Consider the following 21,320-nt stretch of genomic DNA (forward strand, 5'->3'; position numbering starts at 1 on the left):
TTTCTCCCATTAAGCATTGTTGGTTGTCTTTGTTGGTTGGCTGGTGGCTGGTTGATTGGTGGCGGGCGGCACGACCGCGCCGCGGCGCCGCTGCGCGTAGCCGGCAATGCCGATCGCGACGAGCAGGGTGACGCCGTTGAACAGCGGCTCGACCCAGAACGAGCCGCCGAACTGCTGGATGCCTGAAATGCCGACAGCGAGGATGACGACGCCGATGATGGTGCCCCACACATTGACGCGGCCGGGCTTGATGGTGGTCGATCCGAGGAAGGCGCCGACCAGCGCCGGCAGCAGATATTCGAGGCCGACGCTGGCCTGGCCGATGCGGAGCTTCGAGGCGAGCAGCACCCCGCCCAGCGCGGTCAGCGCACCGGAGGCGACGAAGGCGCCCATGACGAATTTCTGCACCGGGATGCCGTTGAGCGCAGCGGCCTTCGGATTGGCGCCGATGGCGTAGAGGTAGCGGCCGATCGGCAGGTATTCGAGCACGAGCCACATCGCCAGCGCCAGGACGACCACGTAGTAGCCGGTGATCGGCAAGCCGAACAGCATCGTGCCGTTGAGGGAGAGGAAGCCCTCGGGCAGCACGCCGACGACCTGGCGGCCGCCGGTGTACCACATGGCCAAAGCGTACAGCACGGTGCCGGTGCCGAGCGTGGCGATGAAGGAATCGATGCGCGCCACCTCGACCAGCCAGCCATTGATGAAGCCGGTAAGCACGCCGAGCAGGATGACGATCAGCACCGCGATCGGCCACGGGATGCCGAAGGCCGTCTGCAGGCTGATGGCCAGGATGTGCCACAGCACGATGCCGTAGCCCACCGTCAGGTCGATGCGGCCCGAGGCCATCGGGATCATCGCCGCCAGCGACAGCATCGCGATGATCGCCTTGTCGGAGATGATCGAGCGCAAATTGAGCAGCGTCGGGAACGTCCGCGGCAACAGCAGCGAGAACAGCAGGATGAGCAGCAGCGTCAGGATCGGCAGGCCGTAGACCGGCAGGTAGCGCGAAGCCTTCTGGCCGAGGCTCAGCCCGGAAAGTTCCGACCGGGTCGGCTCAAGCGCCGTCGATTTGATCGAATTCATGGGGTCCTCCTAGAGCATGATGCCGAAAAGTGTGAGGCGGATTTCGGACGACATCATGCTCTATCTCTTTGATTTAGAACCGGATTCAGATTTCAGGTCGATTCGACCTGAAATCATCCGGCTCTAGGCGGCTTCGGACACGGAGGCGGCACGAATGAGCGCAGCCGTCGTCAAGGCATCGCCGGCCAGCTCGCGCACGATGCGGTTATGCGAGAAGACGAGGGCGCGATGGCAGATATGGGCGACCTCCTCGAAATCGGTGGAGACGACGATGACCGCCAGCCCTGCCTCGACGGCCGCCGCGATCAGCCGGTAGATCTCGGCCTTGGCGCCGACATCGACGCCGGCCGTCGGGTCCTCGGCGATCAGAAGCTTGCGGCCCGTCGCCAGCCAGCGGCCGACGACCACCTTCTGCTGGTTGCCGCCTGAAAGCGCTTCGATCGGCAGATGCGGATCGTTGGGCCTCAGCCCCAGCCGCGCGCCGAGTTCCTGCGTGAGCTCGCTCTCGTGCGCCGGCTTCATGAAGGAGAACAGCCCGCGACCGACCGCCGACGGATTGAGATACATGTTCTCGCGCACGGAAAGCGACAGCGCGACCGATTCCTCGGTGCGGTCGCGCGCGATGAGGCCGACGCCGGCGGCAAGGGCGGCGCCGACCGATGACAGGTCGAGGCGCTTGCCGTCGAGCGAGACCGTTCCCTCGAAACGCTCGGCGCCGAACAGCGCGCGGCCTACAGCCTCCTGTCCGGCGCCGCGCAGGCCGACCAGCCCGAGCAATTCGCCGGAGCGCGCCTCGAAGGTGACTGGGCCGACGTTGCCGCAAGTGAGGTTTTCGACCTTGAGCCGCTCCGGCCCGTCCTGCCATTGCGACTTGGCGAACATCTGGTGCGCCGGCCGGCCGACGATCAGGTCGACCAGTTCCTGCGGCGTGGTCTCGACCACCGGCTTCACCGCGACCATGCGGCCGTCGCGCATGACGGCGACGCGATCGGCGATGCGGAACACCTCGTCCAGCCGGTGCGAGACATAGATCATGCCGACGCCGCGCTCGCGCAACGGCCGCAGCGCCTCGAACAGGCGCTCGACCTCGTCCGCCGGCAGGCTCGCCGTCGGCTCGTCGAGCACCAGCACGTCGGCCTCAGTCGCCAGCGCGCGGGCGATCGCCACCAGCGACTTTTCGGTGCGGGAAAGATCCTGGACGCGCGTCGCCGGATCGAAGGCGCAGCCGACCAGCGCCAGCGCGCGCTCGGCGCGGCGCTCGGTGTCGCGCCAGTCGATCAGGCCGGAGCGGCGCGAAAAACCTTGCGCCATGCCGACATTCTCGGCCACCGTCATCCATTCGATGAGGCCGAGGTCCTGATGGATGAAGGCGACCTTCTGCGGCTGGTTGGGACGCGGCGGGCGGTGGTGGTAGTCCTCGCCGCGAAAGCGGATCGTGCCTTGGTCGCGCTTGTGGATGCCGGCGAGCGTCTTGATGAGCGTCGACTTGCCGGCGCCGTTCTCGCCGAGCAGGGCGACGATCTCGCCCTCGTGGATGTCGAGCGACACCGACTTCAGCGCCAGGGTGCCGCCGAAGCGCTTGGAGATGTCGATGAATTCGATGAGCTTGGGCCGCATCTATGGCCCTCCCAAGCCAAGCAAACGGACTGAATTGGCACCGATGTTATCGCTAACATTTTTGCAGGTCAAGTCTTGAAAACAGCTCGCCGCGAAGGCTATCGATAACCCGTTTTCGCGGAGGAAGAAGCATGTTCGGAGACATAGAGGGCGCCGGCTTCGAGGTCCTCGACGAGCGGTTCGAAAGCTGCTTCGTCGGCCATGTGGCGGTCGAGCGGCTGTGGACCGGCGGGCGCTGGCTGGAAGGCCCGGCATGGTTCGCGGCCGGGCGCTATCTGGTCTTCTCCGACATCCCCAACGACCGCATCATGCGCTACGACGAGACCAATGGCGTGGTTTCGGTGTTCCGGGCGCCGGCAAACAATGCCAACGGCAACACGGTCGATACAGAGGGACGGCTGGTCACCTGCGAGCATCGGGCGCGCCGCGTCACGCGCACCGAGCATGACGGATCGATCACGGTGATCGCCGACCGTTTCGACGGCAAGCGCCTGAATTCGCCTAACGACGTCGTGGTGCGCTCGGATGGCACAGTGTGGTTTTCCGATCCGCCCTACGGCATCGCGACCGACTATGAGGGCGACCGCGCCGAACAGGAGATCGAGGGCTGCCACGTCTACCGCGCCGATCCCGCGACCGGCGCGGTGGCGCGGGTCGTCTCGACGATGGCGAAGCCCAACGGTCTCGCCTTCTCGCCGGACGAGAGCGTCCTCTATGTCGGCGACACCGGCATCACGCATCAGAAGGACGGGCCGCGGCACATCCGCAAGTTTGCCGTCGAAGGCAATTCGCTGGGGGAAATCGGCGTTTTCGCAACCTGCACGGCCGGCCTGTTCGACGGCTTCAGGGTGGATACGGCCGGCCGTGTCTGGGCAGGCGCCGGCGACGGCGTGCATTGCTTCGACCCCGACGGCACGCTGATCGGCAAGATCCGCATCCCTGAAACGGTGGCGAACCTCACCTTCGGCGGCGCCAAGCGCAACCGCCTGTTCATCACGGCGCGGCAGTCGCTCTATGCGGTGTTCGTGGTCGCCAACGCGGCCGCAAGAGGCTGAGGTCCGACTTGCATTGCTCGAAAGGCGAGCCGCTCGACAAGCGGCCCGCCTTGTCCATGTCAGGCACCATCCTTTGCCCGATAGGCATCGGGAAGGACGAAGACTTCATCGGCGCGGCCGTAGCCTCCATCAGGAACTTCTTCGATCAGCACCATGGTGTAGGGGCGCACACCCTCGCCGAAATAGTCGACGAACATCTGCGTGGTCTTGTGGACGAGGTCTTCCTTCTGCGCTTTTGTGAGGGCGGCCTCGGGCATCTTGAAGTTGGCAAAGGGCATTTGCAGGTTCCTTTCGGTGGATTCATGGCGTTGCTTGGCGAGGCTGATGACGACGGTCGCGCCGTCATCGGGCGGATATAGATTGCCGCAGAAGTCGGATAATCACCCCGCTGCTGGCAGCACTATTCGGAAAGAGCGAACAATCGAAGCCGACGTCGGCGCCCTATCCGCAGCTCGCTCAGCAGTGCGCGCTTTGCTGGAATGGCATCCAGCATTTCGCGCTGGCAGGGTTGTGAAGATCGGACTGGTGGCGAGCCGGCGTCGTCCGCCTGTGCAACAGGTCAGCTGTTGCGCGTCGCCACGAATGTCGCCGCTTCCTTCAGCAAGGCCGCGCGCTCGCCATAGGGATCCAGCAGCGCATGCGCTTGGCCGACGAGGCCGCTGAGCTGCTTGCGCGCCCAGTCGGCGCCGTGCAGGGCGACCAGCGTCGCCTTGCCGGCGGCGGCGTCCTTGCCGGTCGCCTTGCCCATCTGGTGCGCATCCGCCGTCAGGTCGAGCAAGTCGTCGGCAAGCTGGAAGGCGAGCCCGATCGCCGAGCCGAATTCGGCCAGCCGCTCGCGGTCTTCCGGCGGCGCGCCGGCGACGATGGCGCCGGCCTCGCAGGCAAAGCGGATCAAGGCGCCGGTCTTCATCGCCTGCAGCCGGATGATGCCGGCCTCGTCCGGTGGATTGCGGCCGGCATCGAGATCGAGCATCTGCCCGCCGACCATGCCGCCAACGCCGGCGGCGCGGGCAAGTGCCAGCACCAGCGCTGCCCGGCGTTCCACGGGCAGCACGGTCGCCTCGTCGGCGAGGATGTCGAAGGCAAGCGTCAGCAGCGCGTCGCCGGCGAGGATGGCGGTGGCATCGTCGAAGGCCCGGTGCACGGTCGGCTGGCCGCGGCGCAGATCGTCATTGTCCATGGCCGGCAGATCGTCATGGATCAGCGAATAGCAATGCACGCATTCGAGCGCCGCCGCGACGCGCGATGCCGCCTCGCCATCGGCGGAAAAGAGCGCCGCGCTTTCCATGACCAGAAACGGACGCAGGCGCTTGCCGCCGTTCAACACGCCATGGCGCATGGCCGCCATCAGCCGCTTCGGCCGGGCGATCTCGCCGGACAGCGCGCGCTGGTCGAGAAGCCGCCTGAGCAGCGCCTCGATTGCCGCTGCGCGCATCAGAAGTGCGGTTTCGAACGCGATTTCTTCGTCTTTCGCCATGGCCGGGAGCGGTAGCCGACACTCAGACATTGCGCAAGAAGCCGCGCGCCACTATGCCGGTTGAGCTGATGGCACGGGTGGGGCGGCTTGACGGAACCGATCGTCGATCATGAAATCGAAGGACTGGACATGGCGCGGCCGAGGCGCCTGAACCGCGCCGGCCTCAAGCGCCTGGGCCGGCGCTCCCTGGTCGTTGCCGCCATCCTGGCGGTGATACCGGTGGTGCTGACCTTCCTCTATCTGCCGTCCTTCGTGCATCCGGTGTCGACGCTGATGCTGAAGGACCTCGCGACCTTCTCCGGCTACGACCGGCGCTGGGTTTCCATCGACGACGTGTCACCGGTGTTGGCGCATTCGGTGGTCATGTCGGAGGATGGGCAGTTCTGCTTCCACCGCGGCGTCGATCTCGGCGAATTGCGCGGCGTCGTCGACGACGCGCTGGCCGGCGAGGCAACGCGCGGCGCCTCGACCATCACCATGCAGACGGTGAAGAATCTCTTCCTCTGGTCGCGGCCGCTGGGCACGGTGCGCAAGGTGGTCGAACTGCCGCTCGCCGTCTATTTCGACGCGGTGATGTCGAAGCGGCGGATCATGGAGATCTACCTCAACATCGCCGAATGGGGGCCGGGCATCTATGGCATCGAGGCCGCCGCCCAGCATCATTTCGGCGTCTCGGCAAAGCAGCTGTCGCGTCGGCAGGCGGCGCTGCTTGCCGTCACGCTGCCCAACCCGATCGCCCGCAATCCCGCCAAGCCGGGGCCTGGCCTGCGACGGCTGGCGGCGCTGATCGAGCGACGCGCTGGCAGATCGGGCGCCTATATAGGCTGCCTGGACTGAAGTGCAGCTTCATGCTGCTTTCCTGCTCCGGCAAAAAAATTTGCCGCGGTGCTGGCCAAAACGGCGCAGGGCGTGTATAGGCACCCGACTTTCTCAGATTATGGCCCCAGACATGGCCCTTTCACGAGGGTTGCCGGGGCATTTTGACCATGTAGTGGAGCATATCCGTGGCCGTTCCGAAACGAAAAACCTCTCCGTCGAAGCGCGGCATGCGCCGCTCGGCCGACGCCCTCAAGGCCCCGACCTATGTCGAGGACAAGAATTCCGGCGAAATGCGCCGCCCGCACCATATCGACCTGAAGACCGGCATGTATCGTGGCCGCCAGGTTCTGGAGCCGAAGGAAAGCTGAGAAGCTTCCGGCGGTTTGCGACTTCCAAAAGACCGGCCATTGGCCGGTCTTTTTGCGTTTGGCCTCGCCAATCGCTCCAGCGTCGCGGTTCGATACCGACTCTGCCGACGGACCCTGCGCGCCGGTCTTTGTGGCCTGACAGGCGCGGGAGGAACCCCCGCTAGGGCGGTTCAGCGTTTCATGGAATCGCCGAACCGCCCCAAGTTTTTGTTTTGACGCAATTCCGGACGGAAAACCGCTGCGCACTTTTCCTGGAATTGCTCTGACATGCTTGTTTCGCGCGGTCTTCGAGCGTGTTAGCGGCGACGCATGAAACTTCTTGACGAGGAAGGCCGGCGGGCTGCAACTGAAGGAAGCTCAATCGGAGTCGCCAGATGTTCGGTGCCATCCCCCTGCTGATCGTGCCCTTCGTGCTCTACAATCTCGGGCTGCTCGGGATATTCGGCAGCGGCGACGATCCCTGGGCCAACGAGATGTTCTCGTTCCGCATGATGTCCGGTGGCGTGTTCTCGATGACGCTCGGCGACCTGATGGTGCTGATCGGCCTGTTCTTCCTGTTCGTCGAGATCTCAAAATCGGTGCGCACCACCAACGCCTCGATCCTCGACCATCTGTTGTCGACGCTGGTCTTCATCGCCTTCCTGGTCGAGTTCCTGCTGGTGAAGGGCGCGGCGCATTCGGTCTTCTTCACCCTGATGGTCATCGCGCTGTTCGACGTGCTCGCCGGCTTCTCGGTGTCGATGCGGTCGGCAAGCCGGGATATCAACCTGAACTAGGATGTGCCGATATTCAGTTGAGACCGGTGTGCAAATGCAGGTTTCCTGCGCTTCCGGTGCTCACGTACGCTCCGCTCCGGTTCTCGGAACCAACATTTTCGACTCGGCCTGACTTGAATCTCGACACATCCTCCCGCTGATCCGTCTCAGCCCGGATCGGCAGCGAAGCCGGCGGCTTCGATGCCGGCGATCGCGGCGGCCTCGTCATTGTCCGACGTGTCGCCGGAGATGCCGACCGCGCCGATGACGGCGCCGGCATGATCGCGGATCAGCACGCCGCCGACGACAGGCAGGACACGACCGCCGGAGACGTCGGAGATGCCGGCCATCAGATGCGGCCGTTCCTTGGCGAAGGCTTCGACGCGGCGCGAGCCCATGCCGATGGCGAGCGCGCCATAGGCCTTGCCGGCCGACATTTGCGGACGCAGGAACGAGGCGCCGTCCTGGCGCTGGAAGGCGACTAGGTGGGCGCCGGCATCGAGCACCGATACGCCCAGCGGCCTGAGCTTCAGCTCTGCACCCCTGGCGAAGGCGGCGTCGATGATTTGCTTGGCTTTCTCGAGCGTCAGCGCGGTCATGGCAGTCTCCTGTTGAAAGGCCGCGATCATCGTCGACGAGACGCAGGATACAATCCCGGCGGCGGTTGAAACTGATTTTCAGGAAGTGGCGAAACGCCGCGCCCTGTCTAGCCGGCGGCAGCCTCAGCCTTGCGGGCGACCACTGCCTCGTAGCCGGCCTGCAGGGTTGCCCGAACGGTTGGCCCCTCCTGGTCGATCGCCGCGCCGAGGTGTTCATGGCGCAATTCGTCCATGAAGCGCTCCCATAAGGGTGGGCCGCCGTTTTCCAAAAGCTCGGCGCGGATCGAGAGCTCCTCGCTGACCGGCAGCCAGACACGGCCCCAGGCGCCGAGATGCGCCATGATCGGCACCAGGGTGATGGCCATCTCGGTCAGGCTGTAGATCGCCTTCTGCTTGTGGGAGGGATCGTCGGCCTTTGTCAGCATGCCCAGCTCCATCAGCCGCTTCAGCCGGTCGGCAAGGATGTTGGACGCGATGCCCTCGATCGATCCGTTGAGCATTTCGCGAAAATGGCGCCGGCCGCCGAAGATCATGTCGCGCAGGATGATCAGGCTCCAGCGATCGCCGAACACTTCGAGCGACAGATTGATCGGGCAGCCGGAACGGTGATCGGTGTTCATGTGCAAAGTCTCCAGAAAAACCGGTTGCATTATCGTATCAGTCTGATTATCGTGCAACTGATTGCAAAATGCAATCGGATTGCAGAGGAGGAAGCGACCATGAAGACGAAAGAGCAGCCCCGGATCGTTTCCGAAACTTTCGGCAGTCCCGCCGATCCCGCGGTTCTGCTGATCATGGGCGCCATGGCGTCGATGCTGTGGTGGCCGGAAGCGTTCTGCCGGAAGCTGGCCGGCGAGGGTCTGTTCGTGATCCGCTACGACAATCGCGATACCGGCCACTCGAGCAAATACGTGCCGGGCGAGCCGCCCTACACATTCGATGACATGGCCGACGATGCCATCCGCGTGCTCGACGATCATGAGGTCGTGAGGGCGCATGTGGTCGGCATGTCGATGGGCGGCATGATCGCGCAGCTGGTGGCGCTGAAACACCCGTCGCGCGTCACGGCGCTGACCGGGATCAGCACGTCGCCAGTCGGCATCGACACCTCGCATCTGCCGGGAATGTCCGAGAGCTACAAAGAGCACGCGGCGGCAGGCGAGAAGGTCGATTGGTCGGATCGCGAGCAGGTGATCGACTTCATCGTTAGCGAGGCCCGCGTCATCGCGAGCACCGTGCATCCGTTCGACGAGAAGCTGACAAGGGCGTTCGTCGAGCGGGACTATGACCGGTCGGGAGGCCTGCTCAGCGCGACTAACCACTTCCTGCTCAAGAGCGGCGGAGACTGGAATGACCGTCTTCGGAAGATGCGGATTGCGCTGCTCGTCATCCACGGCACGACGGATCCGATCTTTCCGGTCGAGCATGGCGCAGCGCTCGCCGAGGCGGTTGCCGGTGCGAAGCTGGTGCGTATCGAGGGTGGCGGCCACGAACTGCATCCGGACGACTGGGGCGTCATGATCGCCGCCATCGCGGCGCATGACCGGGCAGCGCGGGCCGCCTGACCCGCCGTCTGCCGTGACATCGCCGCACGGAATGCGCCACTATCGAAATCGGGCCAATCCACGCCGAACGGAAGCGAGCACCCAATGTCCCTGACCATGCACCTCCACCCCCTGGCATCCTTCTGCTGGAAGCCGCTGATCGCGCTCTATGAGAACGGCACGCCTTTCGATGTCGTCATCGTCGATCTCGGCAACGAGCAGTCGCGCGCGGCGTTCCTGAGACTGTCGCCGGCGGGCAAGATGCCGGTGCTGCGCGACGAGGCGCGCGGGCAGACGGTGCCGGAATCGACCATCGTGATCGAGTATCTGGCCGTCCACTATCCTGGCCCGACCGCGCTGATTCCGGACGATGCCGACCTCGCCCGCCAGGTCCGGACCGCCGATCGCTTCTACGATTTCTATGTGCAGGAGCCGATGCAGAAGATCGTCGGCGACCGGCTGCGGCCGCAGGGCCAGACCGATCCGTTCGGTGTCGAGCAGGCGCGGGCGCAGTTGCGTGCCTCCTACGCCATCGTCGAAACCGAAATGCAGTCGAGGATTTGGGCGGTTGGCGAAACCTTCACCATGGCCGACTGCGCGGCGGCGCCGGCGCTGTTCTACGCCAACAAGGTCGAGCCGTTCGGCGACAGGTTCCCCGCGGTCAGGCGTTATCACGATCGACTGGTCGAACGACCGTCCTTCGCCCGCGTGATCGAGGAAGCCCAGCCCTACTTCAAATTCTTCCCCTACAACGACGGCTGACATCAGTACTTAGCGATCGGAGGCGAGCGGTCCTGCTCACCTGGCCTTGCATCGCTGCTATGGCTCGATCACCTTCTTGCGGCCTTCCGGTTCCACCATCTCGAGCCGGGTTTCGGGACCATCCGCCTCGAGCAAAATGTAGCTTGCATCGTCGCCGCCGACGAAACTCAGGCCGGCGCTTGCGGTCGAGGCGCTGATCTTGACCGAAGGCTGGCCATTCTCCGCGATGAGGCGGAACAGAACGGTTTCGGCCTCGCCGGCCGTCGCCGGCAGCACGGAGATGCTGGAGCGCACCCGGCCCTGACTATCGACAATCTGAAGCCCGCTTCCGCGCAGCATGCCTGTGCCGTCCTGCGCCTTCGCCGGCAGGATCTGCATCAGCCCCATGCCAGCGAGCAGAACCAGATTGATCGCCGTCAGAGCGCCAAGTACCGCTTCGCGTCCCATGGGTTCCTCCTCCACAGCCAGAAAAAGCGCAGAACGGAATCGCATGAAGCAAGTGCCGGACCGGTCATGCCGCCCAGAGGTCACTCGCCGGGCAATGCTTCCCAGAACTGGTCGAGCCAGATGTTCAACCGCAGGAAGCCGGCACTGCTGACCGTGTAGACACGCCGCGTGCCTTCCGCCTTGGCGTTGACCAGGCCGGCCTCGAGCAGAACCTTCAGGTGCTGCGAGACGGCTGGGCGTGAAACTGGCAGTCCGGCCGCCAGTTCGTTGACGGTCTTCGGGCCGCGCCGGAGCTCTTCGAGAAGATAGCGCCGGTTGGGATCGGCAATCGCCACAAAGGCATCAGAAAACATCATGCGTCATTTTAGAGGCAAAGTTTCCCAAATCTCAACCATTGGTTTCAGCCTTTCTGCGCGGATCGAGCCGCAAGGCTTCCGGCGTCACCGAACGGTCGGCCGGCTGGGTCTTGAAGGCGTCGCGGTTTTCGATCGGCACCGGGGCGCGGCGGCTGATGCGCAGCAGGGTGTAGCCCGCCAGGCAAAGATGGGCGAGCGCGGTGGCCAGGAACAGGCCCTCGGGACGCAGCGAACCCATCAGGCCGGCAGCGAGCAGGGGCCCGATCATGGTGCCGAAGCCGTAGAGCAGCAGAAGGCCGCCCGAAACCTTGACGAAATCCTCCGCCCGCGCGTGGTCGTTGGCATGCGCCACTGCGATCGAATAGAGCGTGTAGGCGAAGGCGCCATAGGAGGCGGTCAGGACAAGGACGAAGACGCCGGAGCGCGGCTCGAACAGGAAGACGACGATGGCGAACAAGGCCGCGCCGAAGGCGGCGCCCGCCAGCACGAAACGGCGGTCGGTCTTGTCCGAGAGGCGCCCGGCCGGAAGCTGCATGGCCGCGCCGGCGACCACCACCAGGCTCATCATCAGCGCGATCTCGGCCGTGGAAATGCCGATGCGGGCGCCATAGACGGCGCCGAGCGTGCCCCAGGCGCCGTTGGCGATGCCGATCAGCAGGCAGGCAACAGCGGACACCGGCGAATTGGCGTAGAGCCCTTTGACATCCAGCTTGACGTCCTGCAGCGGCTTCGGATGCGACTGCGTCGAGACGGCGGTCGGGAGCAGCGACAGGCAGAACAGGATGCCGGTGATCATGAACAGCGAAGCCGACTTCACGTCGCCGCCGGCGACGATCATCTGGCCGCCCATGATCGATGCATAGGTGACCATCATGTAGAGGCCGAAGACGGTGCCGCGATTCTCGTTGGTCGCCTTCTCGTTCAGCCAGCTTTCGATGACCATGAAGGCGCCGGCCATGGTGAAGCCGGTAAAGGCGCGCAGCAGGATCCAGACATACTCATCGATGATGAGGCCGGTGAGCAAGGCGACGATGGCGCCCGACGCGGCAAAGGCGCCGAAGGCCCGGACATGGCCGGCGCGGCGAACCAGGCGGGGCGCAAAGAAGCAGCCGGTGACGAAGCCGCCCGCCCAGGCCGTGCCCATCAGGCCGAGCGATGCCGTGGAAAAGCCCTCCAACTGGCCACGCAACGGCAAAAGCAGCCCGTGCAGGCCGGACGCCGCGAGCAGGAAGGCGGTGCCGCGAAGCAAGGAGAGGATCGGTCGGTAGGTTGCAAACATTGTCTGATCCGGCTTGGGGTTCGTGGCGCCGGTCTGACAGGCGCATTCGGGCTTTTCGGCGGCAAGCGTTGCCGTCGTCAACGCTAGCCGCGGCGGAACAGCGCCTCGGCTGCCGATTTGGTCGCGCCCTTGGCCTTGAGCTCGGCTTCCAGCCGGGCGATCTCGTCGCGCAGCATGCCGATCCGCTCGGACAATTCGTCGGCCGAAAGCAGGGCCAGATCCTGCCCGATCTCATGCGGGCGCGCTTTCTTTACGGGTTCGTCGTCGAAGCTCGCCATCGTCGCTCCTCCCTGATTTGCCATTTGCCGGATTCGACAATGAGCATACATAGGGCAGGGGCGCTGATGCAAATTGCCGGCCAGACCGGCCGAAGGAGGACGGGACAGTTCATGGCGAGCGGACAGAAGATTCCGGCGAAGATGACGGCGATCGCGATCTCGGAGCCCGGCGGGCCGCGGGTGCTGAAGCCGGAAACGCGCGACGTGCCCGTGCCGGGACCGGGCGAGGTGCTGATCCGGGTGCGTGCCGCCGGCGTCAACCGGCCGGATGTGCTGCAGCGCAAGGGCGCCTATCCGCCGCCGCCCGGCGCGTCCGACCTGCCGGGTCTCGAAGTCTCGGGCGAGGTCGCGGCACTGGGCGACCAGATATCGCGCTGGCGCATCGGCGACCGGGTCTGCGCGCTCACCCCCGGCGGCGGCTATGCCGAATATGTCAAGGTGCATGCCGGCAGCGTGCTGCCGCTGCCGGCCGGCTTCACCCACACCGAAGCGGCGGCGGTGCCGGAAACCTATTTCACCGTCTGGCACAATGTATTCGAGCGCGGCGGCTTGAAGAGCGGCGAAACACTGCTGGTGCATGGCGGCTCGTCCGGCATCGGCACCACGGCGATCCAGCTGGCGGCGGCCTTCGGCGCTTATGTCGTCACCACCGCCGGCAGCAAGGAGAAATGCGACGCCTGCCTGAAGCTCGGCGCCGACCGCGCGATCAACTATCGCGAGGAGGACTTCGTCGCCGCGGTCAAGGACGCGACCGCCGGCCGGGGCGCCAACGTCATCCTCGACATGGTCGCCGGAGACTATGTGACGCGCAATTACGAGGCCGCGGCGGTGGAAGGCCGCATCGTGCAGATCGCCGTGCAGGGCGGGGCGGCGGCGAGTGTCGATTTCTCCAAGCTGATGGTCAAGCGGCTCACCCATACCGGCTCGACGCTGAGGCCGCGCACGGTCGAGTTCAAGGCGGCGATCGCGGCAGCGCTCGAGGCGCAGGTTTGGCCGCTGCTCGGCAGCCGCAAGATTGCGCCGGTGATGGACACGATCCTGCCGCTCAGCGAAGCCTGGCGGGCGCATGAGCGGATGGAGGATGGGGAGCATATCGGCAAGATCGTGCTCGACGTCGGCTAGGATATTCAGGTGAGGCCGGCCTGCAAACCTGCGCTTCCGGGGCTCACGTAGTTTCCTTGCTGCCGCATGTCCTTGTCGGAAAACCGGGAGCACTTTTCCGGGACATGCGGAGGTGCGCTCCGCGCCGGTTCTCGGAAACCACCGTTTTGGTCGCTCCGCGCCCGTCTTCGACTCCGGCTTGGCCTGACCTGAATCTCGACGCGCCCTGGTGCGTAAATCGCCTGCGGAAAACCTGAACGAGAGCTTAATGCTGCAATGCACAAAACGCATTGCCGCCATGCAAAAGCGTCCGTTCAATTCTTAGGCGGCGGTGCCTATTTACACGGCATCGAACAAATCAACCAACGACTGGAGAACCACCATGAACCCGATCCGCGCTTTCCGTAACTGGCGCATGTACAATGAGACCGTGCGCGAGCTGAACAAGCTCAACGCCCGTCAGCTGAGCGACCTCGGCATCAACCGCGCCGACATCGAGCGTATCGCCCGCCAGGCTCTTTGATTGCAAACGCGACCCGGCCGAAAGGCCGGGGCCGCGTCAAGAAGCCAGAGCCGTCGTAGACGCTTGCTCGTCTCCGGTTCCAAACCCGCTGGACCCAGTCCGGCGGGTTTTGTCTTTCCAAGCCGCGCTTGTGCCCGGCCTCTCCCTTCGGGGCCTTCCAAAAACATTGCGAAATGGTGACGGAGCGGTTATACAGACCGCGAATTTCCCATTTTGGTGGCTCTAAAACCACCGCCCGCGCGGGAACGCGGGCGAACGAGAAGGATTTTTGGAAATGGCCAATACGCTGCTGATGCCCAAGGCGACCGCCGTGTGGCTGGTCGACAACACCGCGCTCTCCTTCGAGCAGATCGCGCAGTTCTGCGGGCTGCATCCGCTCGAGGTCAAGGCGATCGCCGACGGCGAATCGGCGCAAGGCATCAAGGGCATGGACCCGATCATGACCGGCCAGCTGACCCGCGACGAGATCGCGCGCGCCGAGAAGGACCAGAACCATCGGCTGAAGCTGTCCGACCCCAAGGTGAGGGTGCCGGAATCCAAGCGCAAGGGCCCGCGCTACACGCCGCTGTCGAAGCGTCAGGACCGGCCGAATGCCATCCTCTGGCTGGTACGCAACCATCCCGAACTGAAGGACGCGCAGATTGCCCGTCTTGTAGGCACCACCAAGTCGACGATCGAGCAGATCCGCGAGCGCAAGCATTGGAATTCGGCCAATCTGCAGCCGATGGATCCGGTGACGCTGGGCCTCGCCTCGCAGATCGACCTCGACCTGGAAGTCAACCGCGCCTCGCGCGGCCGCGAGCAGGCGCCGCCGGTCGGCGACACACTGCTGCCGGCGGCGCTGACGGAACGGCTGGTCCCGGCGCCGGAAAAGCCGAAGGACGAGGACGCCGAGCTCGACGCCAACGCCGTCTTCGCCAAGCTCTCGGCGCTGAAGTCGAAGGACAAGGACACGGACGACGAGGAGTAGAATTCTCGGCATGCCAATAAAAAAGCCCGCTTCGAGCGGGCTTTTTTATTGGCTTTCGAGGCTTCAGTTGCGCGCCGCCCGGTCCGGCGTCATGCCATAGTCCTCGCTGCGCTCCACCGCGCGGTAGAAATCGGCGAGCTGCTTGCCGCGCTCCGGCTTGTAGACGCGGCCGGCGATCACCACCGAGGCAATGCGGTCGATGCGGAAGGCGCGGAAATCGTCGCGCATCTCGCACCAGGCGACCAGTGTCCACACCTTGCCCCAGAACCACAGGCCGAGCGGCCGGATGTCGCGCGCGGTGCCGCGCCCGGCCTCGTCCGAATAGTCGATGGTCAGGACCTGGCGTTTCTCGATCGCGCGCTCGATCAGGTCGATCGCCTCGCGCGCGGCATCGCTCACCACCCACATCGGCGTGTGGATCTCGGTGCGGGCGATGCGGTCCTTCTCGGTATCGGGCAGCACGGCGCCGATCTTGACCAGCGCCTCGTCCGCGGCCCGCGCCATGGCGGCGCCGCCAAAGGCGCGCACCATGCGGGCGCCGGCGACCAGCGCCACGATCTCGTCACGCGTGAACATCAGCGGCGGAAGGTCGAAACCCTCCCTCATCATGTAGCCGACGCCCGCCTCGCCGTCGATCGGCACGCCGGTCGACTGCAGGTCGGCGATGTCGCGATAGATCGTGCGCTCGGAAACCTCGAGCCACGTACCCAGCTTCTGGGCGGTGACCAGACGGCCGCCGCGCAAATGCTGCACGATCTGGAAGAGCCTGTCGGCACGACGCATCGTATGGTTCCTCGATGTTGTTTCTATGCATGTCGTGGCCCCAAAACCGGTTGCCACTTCTGGGCGACATGCACGTTGTTTCTACGCATGTCGTGGTTCCCAAAACCGGTTCCCACTTTTGGGCGACATGCACTATGGCTTCAGCCCTTCGCGCTTGCGCTGCACGGCGACGAACTCCGTGCCGAAGGACGGTTTCCTCGTTGTCGGCGTCCTGGCGTCCAGCACCCGCCAGAACGGCGCGATCTCGCTCAGCGCCATGCCGTGCTCGAGATCCTCGCCGGCCGCCTCGGCCACGGTGCGCAAATGATAGCCGATGGCGACCGGGCATGTCACTTCAGCCCCGTGCTCGATGGCCAGCGCGCTGCGCAGCGCGCGGACGTCCATCTCGACGCCTTCCGGGATCGAGCGGATGAAATCATCGACCTGGCGCGCCGTCGGCACCAGCATCGGCTGGCCTTCGACGACGTCGGCAAAGCTCCGCGGCGACGGCTTGATGCCATTGACGCCCGGCGTGTTCAGCCTGTCGTTCCAGCTCCTCACCATGCGAAGCTCACTCTCTACTCCTGCCACACCATGACACGACCCTCCTGACAGCATACTGTCAGGAGGGTTCAGCATATCCGCCGACGCTTCTAGATCTGGGCACCGCGGTGTCCGCATCCAAGCGCGGCACGCAAAAAAAGCTCATTGGTCGATGTGGCGGCCGTTGGCGTACATATCCGGCCAGCCGATGTCCTTGCGAATGTCCGCCGGCAAGCCATTCATGAAACGCTGGGTGCGGATCTCGTTGCGCATCGTGCGGATCTTGCCGACATAGTGCTGCACACCGCGCAGTATCTGGTAACCGGTCACGGCTAGTCTCCTCTTCTTTGATGAGGACACTATCGCACACCCCTGCTGACAGCAGTCTGTCAGGAGGATGGCAGCCTTTCGAAGGAGATTGCGGTCAGTCTGGCCGGCACACGGAGAAGCGGCTGTCCTGCCCGGTTCCGCCCGGCTTCAAAGCAACGATACCGGCTTTGACAGCCGGCCGCGATGCTGCTCAAAAGCGGCATGTCGAAACTCCTCGCGCTCGTCATCATTGGCATCATGGTCATCCAGCTGATCAAGCCGCTCGGCTGGCCGGGGCTGAGGCGGCGCAGCGATTTCTGGAAGCTGGCGCTGCTTGCCATGGCGGCGATCTCGCTCACCGCGGTGCTCGGGCACTGGGGCTAGAGCCGCGACGTCACCCCATCGGGTGCCTAAGCCTGGGGCTGCTCGCCCAGAACGGGAGCAAGCAGATGCTCCGCCCAGGCGCGGTAGCCGGCTTCCGAGGCATGGAATCCGTCAACGGCAAAGCCGGCCTGCGGATCGAGGATCGGCAGCCGCGACGCAGGCACCGCGCCGCGCTCCAGGCAGAGGCGCTTGCCCATCCGATTCATCTCGGCAGCCCTGATCTCGAGGATCCTGCCAAGCAGGGAGGGCATCGCCGGCGCCCGGGTGAACTCCAGCACCGGCGACCACACCACACGCGCCTCCGGCCATTTGGCGCGCAGTGCGTAAAGCAGGCCGCCGAACTCCTTCTTGAAGCGTGGCACCGAGTGGAAGTTCTTGGTGTCGTTGGTGCCGATGGCGAGCACGATATGCGTCCACGGATCGGCAGACAAATTGGGCAGGACATGGTCGCGCACCTGGCCGGAGGTCGCCGAATTGAAGCCGGCCGCCCGCCAGCGCACGGAGCTGCCCGTTCGCTCTGAAATCAGGATGGCAAGCTGCGCCGCGAGCCCGTTCTCGGAATGGCCGATGCCGACCGAGGCGGCGGAGGAATCGCCCAGCACCAGCAGCGTGATCGCCGGCGCCTTGCCCGGCATCTCATGGATGACCGGACCGCGCGCCGGCAGCATGCGGCTGGTGCGACGGCGCACGCCGAGCCCCTGCCAGACGTAGACGGGAAAGGCGAGCCAGGTGAGGAGGGCGAGCAGGCGCTGCATGGCTCATGCCCTTAGCGCATATTGTTGTGCGGGTGAACGATCTAACTAAAGCGCGTCGCGCCTGAACGGCCTCATGCGACGCGCTTTAGCTCATTGTTTTATGCATGTCGTTTTCCCAAAACCGGGGCCACTTTTGGGCGACATGCATTAGCCGCCGGTTCAGTCGCAACAGGCCGGCGGCGGCTCGGGGCCGTCCTCGTACTCGTCATGCAGCCGCACCCAGTCCATCAGGCCGCCATAGGGGCCGGTCTCGTTGCGGCCCTTCGGCGTCATGTCGAGATAGTGATAGGCGCCGATCAGCGGATCGCCGCCGCGGGCGCGCGACGTGAAGGTGAGGAAGATGTCGCCGGCCCCGTCGCGGTAGAACACGCTGATGCCGGGCAGGTCCTTCGACGTGCGCGCGCGCCTTTCGAAGTTGTAGGTGGTGTCGCCGGCGGCGATCTGCTTGTCGGTGAAGGAAACCTGCATGTCGAAGTTGAAGTCGGACGCATAGGACGACACCCAGTCGAACCGCCAGCCCATGCGCTGCTTGTAGGGCAACAGCTCGGCCAGCGGCGCGCGCGCCACCACGACCAGCGACACGTCGTGGTGCTGGAGATGCAGATTGGCGCCGTCGATATGGTCGGCAAGGAAGGAGCAGCCCTCGCAGCGATGGTTCGAGCCGGGCGCCAGCATGAAGTGATAGACGATCAGCTGGCTGTTTTCGCCAAAGAGCCCGGCCAGCCGCTTCGGGCCTTGCTCGCTCTCGAAGACGTAGTCCTTGCGGATCTTCAGCCAGGGCAATTCGCGGCGCTCGGCGGCGATCTTGTCGCGCAGCCGCGTCAGTTCCTTCTCGCGATCGAGGTGCCTTTTGTGCGCCTCGAACCAGTCTTCCCGCGAAACGACGGCATTGCGATGCATGACGATCTCCTGTCCTCTCCTGCCAAGGACGTTCGATATCGGCGCGATCCGACATGGCCGACGCGCTTTTCCGCGCAGTCCCAGAAGTGGGGATGCCGCCGGCGAAAAACAAAACCCGGGCAGTGAGCCCGGGTTTTTCGTCGCGTCTGAAGAAACGTGTCAGGCGGCCTTTTCCAGCGCCGGCTGCCATTTGCCGAGCGCCGCCAGATGGTTCATGTGGGCGCGATGGACAAAGGCGGCCTGGCCGGCGGCGACGTTCGCCGCCTTGCCGCTCCAGGCCTTCTGCGCGGCGGCCTGCAGGGCACGGCCGTAGGAGAAGGTCAGCTTCCACGGATGCGGGCCGATGGCGTTGATGGCATTGAGGTTGGCGGTCGCCTCCTCGTCCGATTGGCCGCCGGAGAGGAAGGCAATGCCCGCAACCGCCGCCGGCACCGTCTCGCGGAACAGTTTGATCGTCTTTTCGGCGACGATCTCTGGACTATCCAGCTTGCCGGATTTCTTGCCCGATATGACCATGTTCGGCTTCAGGATGGTGCCTTCGAGCACGACGCGCGCGGCATAGAGCTCGTCATAGAGCTTGAGCAGCGTCGCCTTGCTGATCTCGTAGCAGGTGTCGATGCCGTGGGCGCCGTCCATCAGCACCTCCGGCTCGACGATCGGCACGATGCCGGCCTCCTGGCAGAGCGCGGCGTAGCGGGCGAGCGCGTGTGCGTTCGAGCCGATCGAGGTCTGAGACGGCACGCCCTTGGCGATGTCGATATCGATCACCGCGCGCCATTTGGCGAAGCGGGCGCCGAGCTTGTAGTAGTCGGCAAGCCGCTCGCGCAGGCCGTCGAGGCCCTCGGTGACGGTGTCGCCGGGAAAGCCGGCCAGCGGCTTGGCGCCGGCGTCGACCTTGATGCCGGGGATGGCGCCGGATGCCTTGATGATGTCGACCAGCGGCGTGCCGTCAGCAGCCTTCTGGCGGATGGTCTCGTCATAGAGGATGACGCCGGAGATGTAGCGCGTCATCGCGTCCTTGGCGCGGAACATCATCTCGCGATAGTCGCGGCGGCTGTCGGCAGTCGATTCGACGCCGATGACGTCGAAGCGCTTCTTGATGGTGCCGGAGCTTTCATCGGCGGCCAGCAGGCCCTTGCCGTCGGCCACGATCGCGGCGGCAATGTCTTCGAGACGTTCGCTCATTGTGCTTCCTCCTGACAGTGGTTTTCCGCGGTTCACGGAACTCTACCGCCAAAGGAATGATGCCGGAAAGCGCGAAATCGATTGAAAGTCGCGCCGCGGGGCCGGCTCGCCGAGTCTTGATCGGGTCAATCGCTCCGGTCGCATTTCCGCAACGCCAAGCATCGCCGCCTGGATGCAAATGCTTTGCTCCGCCCAGTTCCAGGAATACCGCTGCACGGTTTTCCTGGAATTGCTTCAGCGCTTCAGCACCTCGACGCCGGGCAGCGGCTTGCCTTCCATCCACTCCAGGAAGGCGCCGCCGGCGGTCGAGACATAGGTGAAGTCGTCGGCGACGCCGGCGTGATTGAGCGCGGCCACCGTATCGCCGCCGCCGGCCACCGAGACCAGCTTGCCGGCCTTGGTGCGTTCGGCGGCGTGCTTTGCAGCCGCCACCGTGGCGCGGTCGAAAGGCTCGATCTCGAAGGCGCCGAGCGGGCCGTTCCAGACCAACGTGGCGGCGCGGTCGATCCAGTCGCCGACGGCCTTCACGGTCTTTTCGCCGACGTCGAGGATCATGCCGTCGGCCGGCACGTCCGATATGGCGACGGTCCCGCTGGCGGCGCCGGCCTTGAACTCCTTCGCCACGACGCCGTCGGCCGGCAGGATGATGGCGCAGCCGGCTTCGGCCGCCTCGATCATGATCTGCTTGGCAGTGGCGGCAAGATCATGCTCGCAGAGCGACTTGCCGACGGCGGTGCCGCGCGCGGCCAGGAAGGTGTTGGCCATGCCGCCGCCGATGACCAGCGCGTCGACCTTCTTCACCAGGTTCATCAAGAGGTCGATCTTGGTCGAGACCTTGGCGCCGCCGACGATGGCGACGACCGGGCGGACGGGATTGCCGAGGCCCTTTTCCAGCGCATCGAGCTCGGCCTGCATGGTGCGGCCGGCGAAGGCCGGCAACAGATGCGCCAGGCCTTCGGTCGAGGAATGGGCGCGGTGCGCGGCGGAAAAGGCGTCGTTGACGAAGATGTCGCCGTTGGCGGCGAGCTTCTCGGTGAAGGCCGGGTCGTTCTTCTCCTCGGCCTTGTAGAAGCGGGTGTTTTCCAAAAGCAGCACATCGCCCTTGTCCATGGCGGCGACGGCGCTGCCCGCTACGTCGCCGATGCAGTCGGCGGCGAAGCCGACGGGCCGGCCGAGCACGTGCGCCGTGGCGCCGGCGATCGGCTCCAGCGAGAATTCGGGCGTGGGTCCGTCCTTGGGACGGCCGAAATGGGCAAGCAGGATGACCTTGGCGCCCTTGCCGGACAGTTCGGCGATGGTCGGCGCGATGCGCTCGATGCGGGTGACGTCGGTGACCTTGCCGTCGGCGACGGGAACGTTGAGGTCGACGCGCACCAGCACGCGCTTGCCGGAGATGTTGCCGATGTCGTCCAGTGTCTTGAAGCCGGCCATGCTGGTCCCTTTCCG

General features: G+C 65.0%; 27 protein-coding genes. 10 read left to right on the top strand and 17 right to left on the bottom strand.

Annotated elements, in window-relative coordinates; all coding sequences use genetic code 11:
• Window positions 1–9: 9 nt before the first annotated feature.
• Window positions 10–1,086, bottom strand: coding sequence for an ABC transporter permease (locus EN857_RS28785; protein WP_127393362.1), 1,077 nt, complete (start codon window positions 1,084–1,086; stop codon window positions 10–12).
• Between the two features lie 123 nt (window positions 1,087–1,209).
• Complete coding sequence (locus EN857_RS28790) at window positions 1,210–2,703, bottom strand: sugar ABC transporter ATP-binding protein (RefSeq protein ID WP_127393877.1); 1,494 nt, start codon at window positions 2,701–2,703, stop codon at window positions 1,210–1,212.
• A 131-nt stretch (window positions 2,704–2,834) separates the two neighbouring features.
• On the opposite strand from EN857_RS28790, the gene EN857_RS28795 reads away from it, so the two are divergent.
• Window positions 2,835–3,758 (top strand): SMP-30/gluconolactonase/LRE family protein, encoded by a 924-nt coding sequence (locus tag EN857_RS28795; RefSeq protein WP_127311377.1) that lies wholly within the window; start codon window positions 2,835–2,837, stop codon window positions 3,756–3,758.
• 59 nt (window positions 3,759–3,817) lie between these two features.
• On the opposite strand, the gene EN857_RS28800 is transcribed toward EN857_RS28795, so the two are convergent.
• Window positions 3,818–4,036 (bottom strand): 4-oxalocrotonate tautomerase family protein, encoded by a 219-nt coding sequence (locus tag EN857_RS28800; RefSeq protein WP_127393878.1) that lies wholly within the window; start codon window positions 4,034–4,036, stop codon window positions 3,818–3,820.
• 281 nt (window positions 4,037–4,317) lie between these two features.
• A complete protein-coding gene (locus EN857_RS28805) occupies window positions 4,318–5,235 on the bottom strand; it encodes a polyprenyl synthetase family protein (RefSeq protein ID WP_127393879.1) in 918 nt (305 codons plus the stop codon).
• Window positions 5,236–5,364: 129 nt separating this feature from the next.
• Between EN857_RS28805 and EN857_RS28810 the strand changes: the two genes are divergently transcribed.
• The 3 genes from EN857_RS28810 to EN857_RS28820 all read left to right on the top strand — a co-directional run bounded on the left by EN857_RS28810 (window position 5,365) and on the right by EN857_RS28820 (window position 7,198).
• A complete protein-coding gene (locus EN857_RS28810; protein ID WP_127311378.1) occupies window positions 5,365–6,072 on the top strand; it encodes a transglycosylase domain-containing protein in 708 nt (235 codons plus the stop codon).
• A 167-nt stretch (window positions 6,073–6,239) separates the two neighbouring features.
• Complete coding sequence (gene rpmF, locus EN857_RS28815; protein WP_006203806.1) at window positions 6,240–6,422, top strand: 50S ribosomal protein L32; 183 nt, start codon at window positions 6,240–6,242, stop codon at window positions 6,420–6,422.
• 374 nt (window positions 6,423–6,796) lie between these two features.
• Window positions 6,797–7,198: a hypothetical protein gene (locus tag EN857_RS28820; RefSeq protein WP_127311374.1), complete on the top strand. Its 402-nt coding sequence runs from the start codon at window positions 6,797–6,799 to the stop codon at window positions 7,196–7,198.
• A gap of 146 nt (window positions 7,199–7,344) precedes the next feature.
• On the opposite strand, the gene EN857_RS28825 is transcribed toward EN857_RS28820, so the two are convergent.
• Window positions 7,345–7,776: a heme-binding protein gene (locus EN857_RS28825; protein ID WP_127393798.1), complete on the bottom strand. Its 432-nt coding sequence runs from the start codon at window positions 7,774–7,776 to the stop codon at window positions 7,345–7,347.
• A 107-nt stretch (window positions 7,777–7,883) separates the two neighbouring features.
• Complete coding sequence (locus EN857_RS28830) at window positions 7,884–8,396, bottom strand: helix-turn-helix domain-containing protein (RefSeq protein WP_127311372.1); 513 nt, start codon at window positions 8,394–8,396, stop codon at window positions 7,884–7,886.
• A gap of 99 nt (window positions 8,397–8,495) precedes the next feature.
• On the opposite strand from EN857_RS28830, the gene EN857_RS28835 reads away from it, so the two are divergent.
• Both EN857_RS28835 and EN857_RS28840 read left to right on the top strand, forming a co-directional pair.
• A complete protein-coding gene (locus EN857_RS28835; RefSeq protein WP_127393797.1) occupies window positions 8,496–9,341 on the top strand; it encodes an alpha/beta hydrolase in 846 nt (281 codons plus the stop codon).
• 84 nt (window positions 9,342–9,425) lie between these two features.
• Complete coding sequence (locus tag EN857_RS28840; protein ID WP_127311741.1) at window positions 9,426–10,082, top strand: glutathione S-transferase family protein; 657 nt, start codon at window positions 9,426–9,428, stop codon at window positions 10,080–10,082.
• Window positions 10,083–10,139: 57 nt separating this feature from the next.
• Here EN857_RS28840 and EN857_RS28845 read toward each other — a convergent pair whose 3' ends face one another.
• The 4 genes from EN857_RS28845 to EN857_RS28860 form a co-directional block, all read right to left on the bottom strand.
• Window positions 10,140–10,529, bottom strand: a complete 390-nt coding sequence (locus tag EN857_RS28845; protein ID WP_127285982.1) for a hypothetical protein — start codon at window positions 10,527–10,529, stop codon at window positions 10,140–10,142.
• 80 nt (window positions 10,530–10,609) lie between these two features.
• On the bottom strand, window positions 10,610–10,885 hold the full coding sequence (locus EN857_RS28850) for a metalloregulator ArsR/SmtB family transcription factor (protein ID WP_126057959.1): 276 nt from the start codon (window positions 10,883–10,885) through the stop codon (window positions 10,610–10,612).
• A 31-nt stretch (window positions 10,886–10,916) separates the two neighbouring features.
• Window positions 10,917–12,164: an MFS transporter gene (locus tag EN857_RS28855; RefSeq protein WP_127285983.1), complete on the bottom strand. Its 1,248-nt coding sequence runs from the start codon at window positions 12,162–12,164 to the stop codon at window positions 10,917–10,919.
• An 83-nt stretch (window positions 12,165–12,247) separates the two neighbouring features.
• Window positions 12,248–12,442, bottom strand: a complete 195-nt coding sequence (locus EN857_RS28860; RefSeq protein ID WP_127285984.1) for a DUF1192 domain-containing protein — start codon at window positions 12,440–12,442, stop codon at window positions 12,248–12,250.
• Window positions 12,443–12,553: 111 nt separating this feature from the next.
• Between EN857_RS28860 and EN857_RS28865 the strand changes: the two genes are divergently transcribed.
• The 3 genes from EN857_RS28865 (at window position 12,554) to EN857_RS28875 (ending at window position 15,036) form a co-directional block, all read left to right on the top strand.
• A complete protein-coding gene (locus tag EN857_RS28865; protein ID WP_127285988.1) occupies window positions 12,554–13,564 on the top strand; it encodes an NAD(P)H-quinone oxidoreductase in 1,011 nt (336 codons plus the stop codon).
• A 361-nt stretch (window positions 13,565–13,925) separates the two neighbouring features.
• Entirely contained in the window at window positions 13,926–14,066 is a 141-nt protein-coding gene (locus EN857_RS28870) for a DUF1127 domain-containing protein (protein ID WP_127285985.1), read from the top strand.
• A 274-nt stretch (window positions 14,067–14,340) separates the two neighbouring features.
• A complete protein-coding gene (locus tag EN857_RS28875; protein WP_127392383.1) occupies window positions 14,341–15,036 on the top strand; it encodes a DUF1013 domain-containing protein in 696 nt (231 codons plus the stop codon).
• A gap of 63 nt (window positions 15,037–15,099) precedes the next feature.
• Here EN857_RS28875 and EN857_RS28880 read toward each other — a convergent pair whose 3' ends face one another.
• From EN857_RS28880 to EN857_RS28890, 3 genes are all read right to left on the bottom strand, one after another.
• Window positions 15,100–15,819, bottom strand: a complete 720-nt coding sequence (locus EN857_RS28880) for a YafY family protein (RefSeq protein ID WP_126057965.1) — start codon at window positions 15,817–15,819, stop codon at window positions 15,100–15,102.
• A gap of 132 nt (window positions 15,820–15,951) precedes the next feature.
• A complete protein-coding gene (locus EN857_RS28885; RefSeq protein ID WP_189379757.1) occupies window positions 15,952–16,362 on the bottom strand; it encodes a hypothetical protein in 411 nt (136 codons plus the stop codon).
• Between the two features lie 141 nt (window positions 16,363–16,503).
• Window positions 16,504–16,671 carry a hypothetical protein gene (locus tag EN857_RS28890; protein WP_127282773.1) on the bottom strand — a complete coding sequence of 56 codons (168 nt, stop codon included), beginning with the start codon at window positions 16,669–16,671 and terminating at the stop codon, window positions 16,504–16,506.
• Window positions 16,672–16,872: 201 nt separating this feature from the next.
• On the opposite strand from EN857_RS28890, the gene EN857_RS28895 reads away from it, so the two are divergent.
• Entirely contained in the window at window positions 16,873–17,034 is a 162-nt protein-coding gene (locus EN857_RS28895) for a hypothetical protein (protein WP_127310283.1), read from the top strand.
• A 26-nt stretch (window positions 17,035–17,060) separates the two neighbouring features.
• Here EN857_RS28895 and EN857_RS28900 read toward each other — a convergent pair whose 3' ends face one another.
• The 4 genes from EN857_RS28900 to EN857_RS28915 all read right to left on the bottom strand — a co-directional run bounded on the left by EN857_RS28900 (window position 17,061) and on the right by EN857_RS28915 (window position 21,305).
• Complete coding sequence (locus EN857_RS28900; protein ID WP_127310281.1) at window positions 17,061–17,789, bottom strand: SGNH/GDSL hydrolase family protein; 729 nt, start codon at window positions 17,787–17,789, stop codon at window positions 17,061–17,063.
• A 159-nt stretch (window positions 17,790–17,948) separates the two neighbouring features.
• Entirely contained in the window at window positions 17,949–18,689 is a 741-nt protein-coding gene (locus EN857_RS28905; protein ID WP_127392384.1) for a thioredoxin family protein, read from the bottom strand.
• 159 nt (window positions 18,690–18,848) lie between these two features.
• Window positions 18,849–19,874 carry a class I fructose-bisphosphate aldolase gene (locus EN857_RS28910; protein ID WP_127310280.1) on the bottom strand — a complete coding sequence of 342 codons (1,026 nt, stop codon included), beginning with the start codon at window positions 19,872–19,874 and terminating at the stop codon, window positions 18,849–18,851.
• Between the two features lie 234 nt (window positions 19,875–20,108).
• Window positions 20,109–21,305: a phosphoglycerate kinase gene (locus tag EN857_RS28915; protein ID WP_127392385.1), complete on the bottom strand. Its 1,197-nt coding sequence runs from the start codon at window positions 21,303–21,305 to the stop codon at window positions 20,109–20,111.
• Between the last annotated feature and the right edge of the window lie 15 nt (window positions 21,306–21,320).

The organism is Mesorhizobium sp. M4B.F.Ca.ET.214.01.1.1, assembly GCF_004791545.1.
Lineage (GTDB): Bacteria > Pseudomonadota > Alphaproteobacteria > Rhizobiales > Rhizobiaceae > Mesorhizobium > Mesorhizobium abyssinicae.

Excerpts from the sequence above, each read along its gene's own strand:
- EN857_RS28785 (WP_127393362.1), bottom strand. The coding sequence starts at position 1,086 with ATGAATTCGATCAAATCGACGGCGCTTGAGCCGACCCGGTCGGAACTT.
- EN857_RS28790 (WP_127393877.1), bottom strand. The coding sequence starts at position 2,703 with ATGCGGCCCAAGCTCATCGAATTCATCGACATCTCCAAGCGCTTCGGC.
- EN857_RS28795 (WP_127311377.1), top strand. The coding sequence starts at position 2,835 with ATGTTCGGAGACATAGAGGGCGCCGGCTTCGAGGTCCTCGACGAGCGG.
- EN857_RS28800 (WP_127393878.1), bottom strand. The coding sequence starts at position 4,036 with ATGCCCTTTGCCAACTTCAAGATGCCCGAGGCCGCCCTCACAAAAGCG.
- EN857_RS28805 (WP_127393879.1), bottom strand. The coding sequence starts at position 5,235 with ATGGCGAAAGACGAAGAAATCGCGTTCGAAACCGCACTTCTGATGCGC.
- EN857_RS28810 (WP_127311378.1), top strand. The coding sequence starts at position 5,365 with ATGGCGCGGCCGAGGCGCCTGAACCGCGCCGGCCTCAAGCGCCTGGGC.
- EN857_RS28820 (WP_127311374.1), top strand. The coding sequence starts at position 6,797 with ATGTTCGGTGCCATCCCCCTGCTGATCGTGCCCTTCGTGCTCTACAAT.
- EN857_RS28825 (WP_127393798.1), bottom strand. The coding sequence starts at position 7,776 with ATGACCGCGCTGACGCTCGAGAAAGCCAAGCAAATCATCGACGCCGCC.
- EN857_RS28830 (WP_127311372.1), bottom strand. The coding sequence starts at position 8,396 with ATGAACACCGATCACCGTTCCGGCTGCCCGATCAATCTGTCGCTCGAA.
- EN857_RS28835 (WP_127393797.1), top strand. The coding sequence starts at position 8,496 with ATGAAGACGAAAGAGCAGCCCCGGATCGTTTCCGAAACTTTCGGCAGT.
- EN857_RS28840 (WP_127311741.1), top strand. The coding sequence starts at position 9,426 with ATGTCCCTGACCATGCACCTCCACCCCCTGGCATCCTTCTGCTGGAAG.
- EN857_RS28845 (WP_127285982.1), bottom strand. The coding sequence starts at position 10,529 with ATGGGACGCGAAGCGGTACTTGGCGCTCTGACGGCGATCAATCTGGTT.
- EN857_RS28850 (WP_126057959.1), bottom strand. The coding sequence starts at position 10,885 with ATGATGTTTTCTGATGCCTTTGTGGCGATTGCCGATCCCAACCGGCGC.
- EN857_RS28855 (WP_127285983.1), bottom strand. The coding sequence starts at position 12,164 with ATGTTTGCAACCTACCGACCGATCCTCTCCTTGCTTCGCGGCACCGCC.
- EN857_RS28860 (WP_127285984.1), bottom strand. The coding sequence starts at position 12,442 with ATGGCGAGCTTCGACGACGAACCCGTAAAGAAAGCGCGCCCGCATGAG.
- EN857_RS28865 (WP_127285988.1), top strand. The coding sequence starts at position 12,554 with ATGGCGAGCGGACAGAAGATTCCGGCGAAGATGACGGCGATCGCGATC.
- EN857_RS28870 (WP_127285985.1), top strand. The coding sequence starts at position 13,926 with ATGAACCCGATCCGCGCTTTCCGTAACTGGCGCATGTACAATGAGACC.
- EN857_RS28875 (WP_127392383.1), top strand. The coding sequence starts at position 14,341 with ATGGCCAATACGCTGCTGATGCCCAAGGCGACCGCCGTGTGGCTGGTC.
- EN857_RS28880 (WP_126057965.1), bottom strand. The coding sequence starts at position 15,819 with ATGCGTCGTGCCGACAGGCTCTTCCAGATCGTGCAGCATTTGCGCGGC.
- EN857_RS28885 (WP_189379757.1), bottom strand. The coding sequence starts at position 16,362 with ATGGTGAGGAGCTGGAACGACAGGCTGAACACGCCGGGCGTCAATGGC.
- EN857_RS28895 (WP_127310283.1), top strand. The coding sequence starts at position 16,873 with ATGTCGAAACTCCTCGCGCTCGTCATCATTGGCATCATGGTCATCCAG.
- EN857_RS28900 (WP_127310281.1), bottom strand. The coding sequence starts at position 17,789 with ATGCAGCGCCTGCTCGCCCTCCTCACCTGGCTCGCCTTTCCCGTCTAC.
- EN857_RS28905 (WP_127392384.1), bottom strand. The coding sequence starts at position 18,689 with ATGCATCGCAATGCCGTCGTTTCGCGGGAAGACTGGTTCGAGGCGCAC.
- EN857_RS28910 (WP_127310280.1), bottom strand. The coding sequence starts at position 19,874 with ATGAGCGAACGTCTCGAAGACATTGCCGCCGCGATCGTGGCCGACGGC.
- EN857_RS28915 (WP_127392385.1), bottom strand. The coding sequence starts at position 21,305 with ATGGCCGGCTTCAAGACACTGGACGACATCGGCAACATCTCCGGCAAG.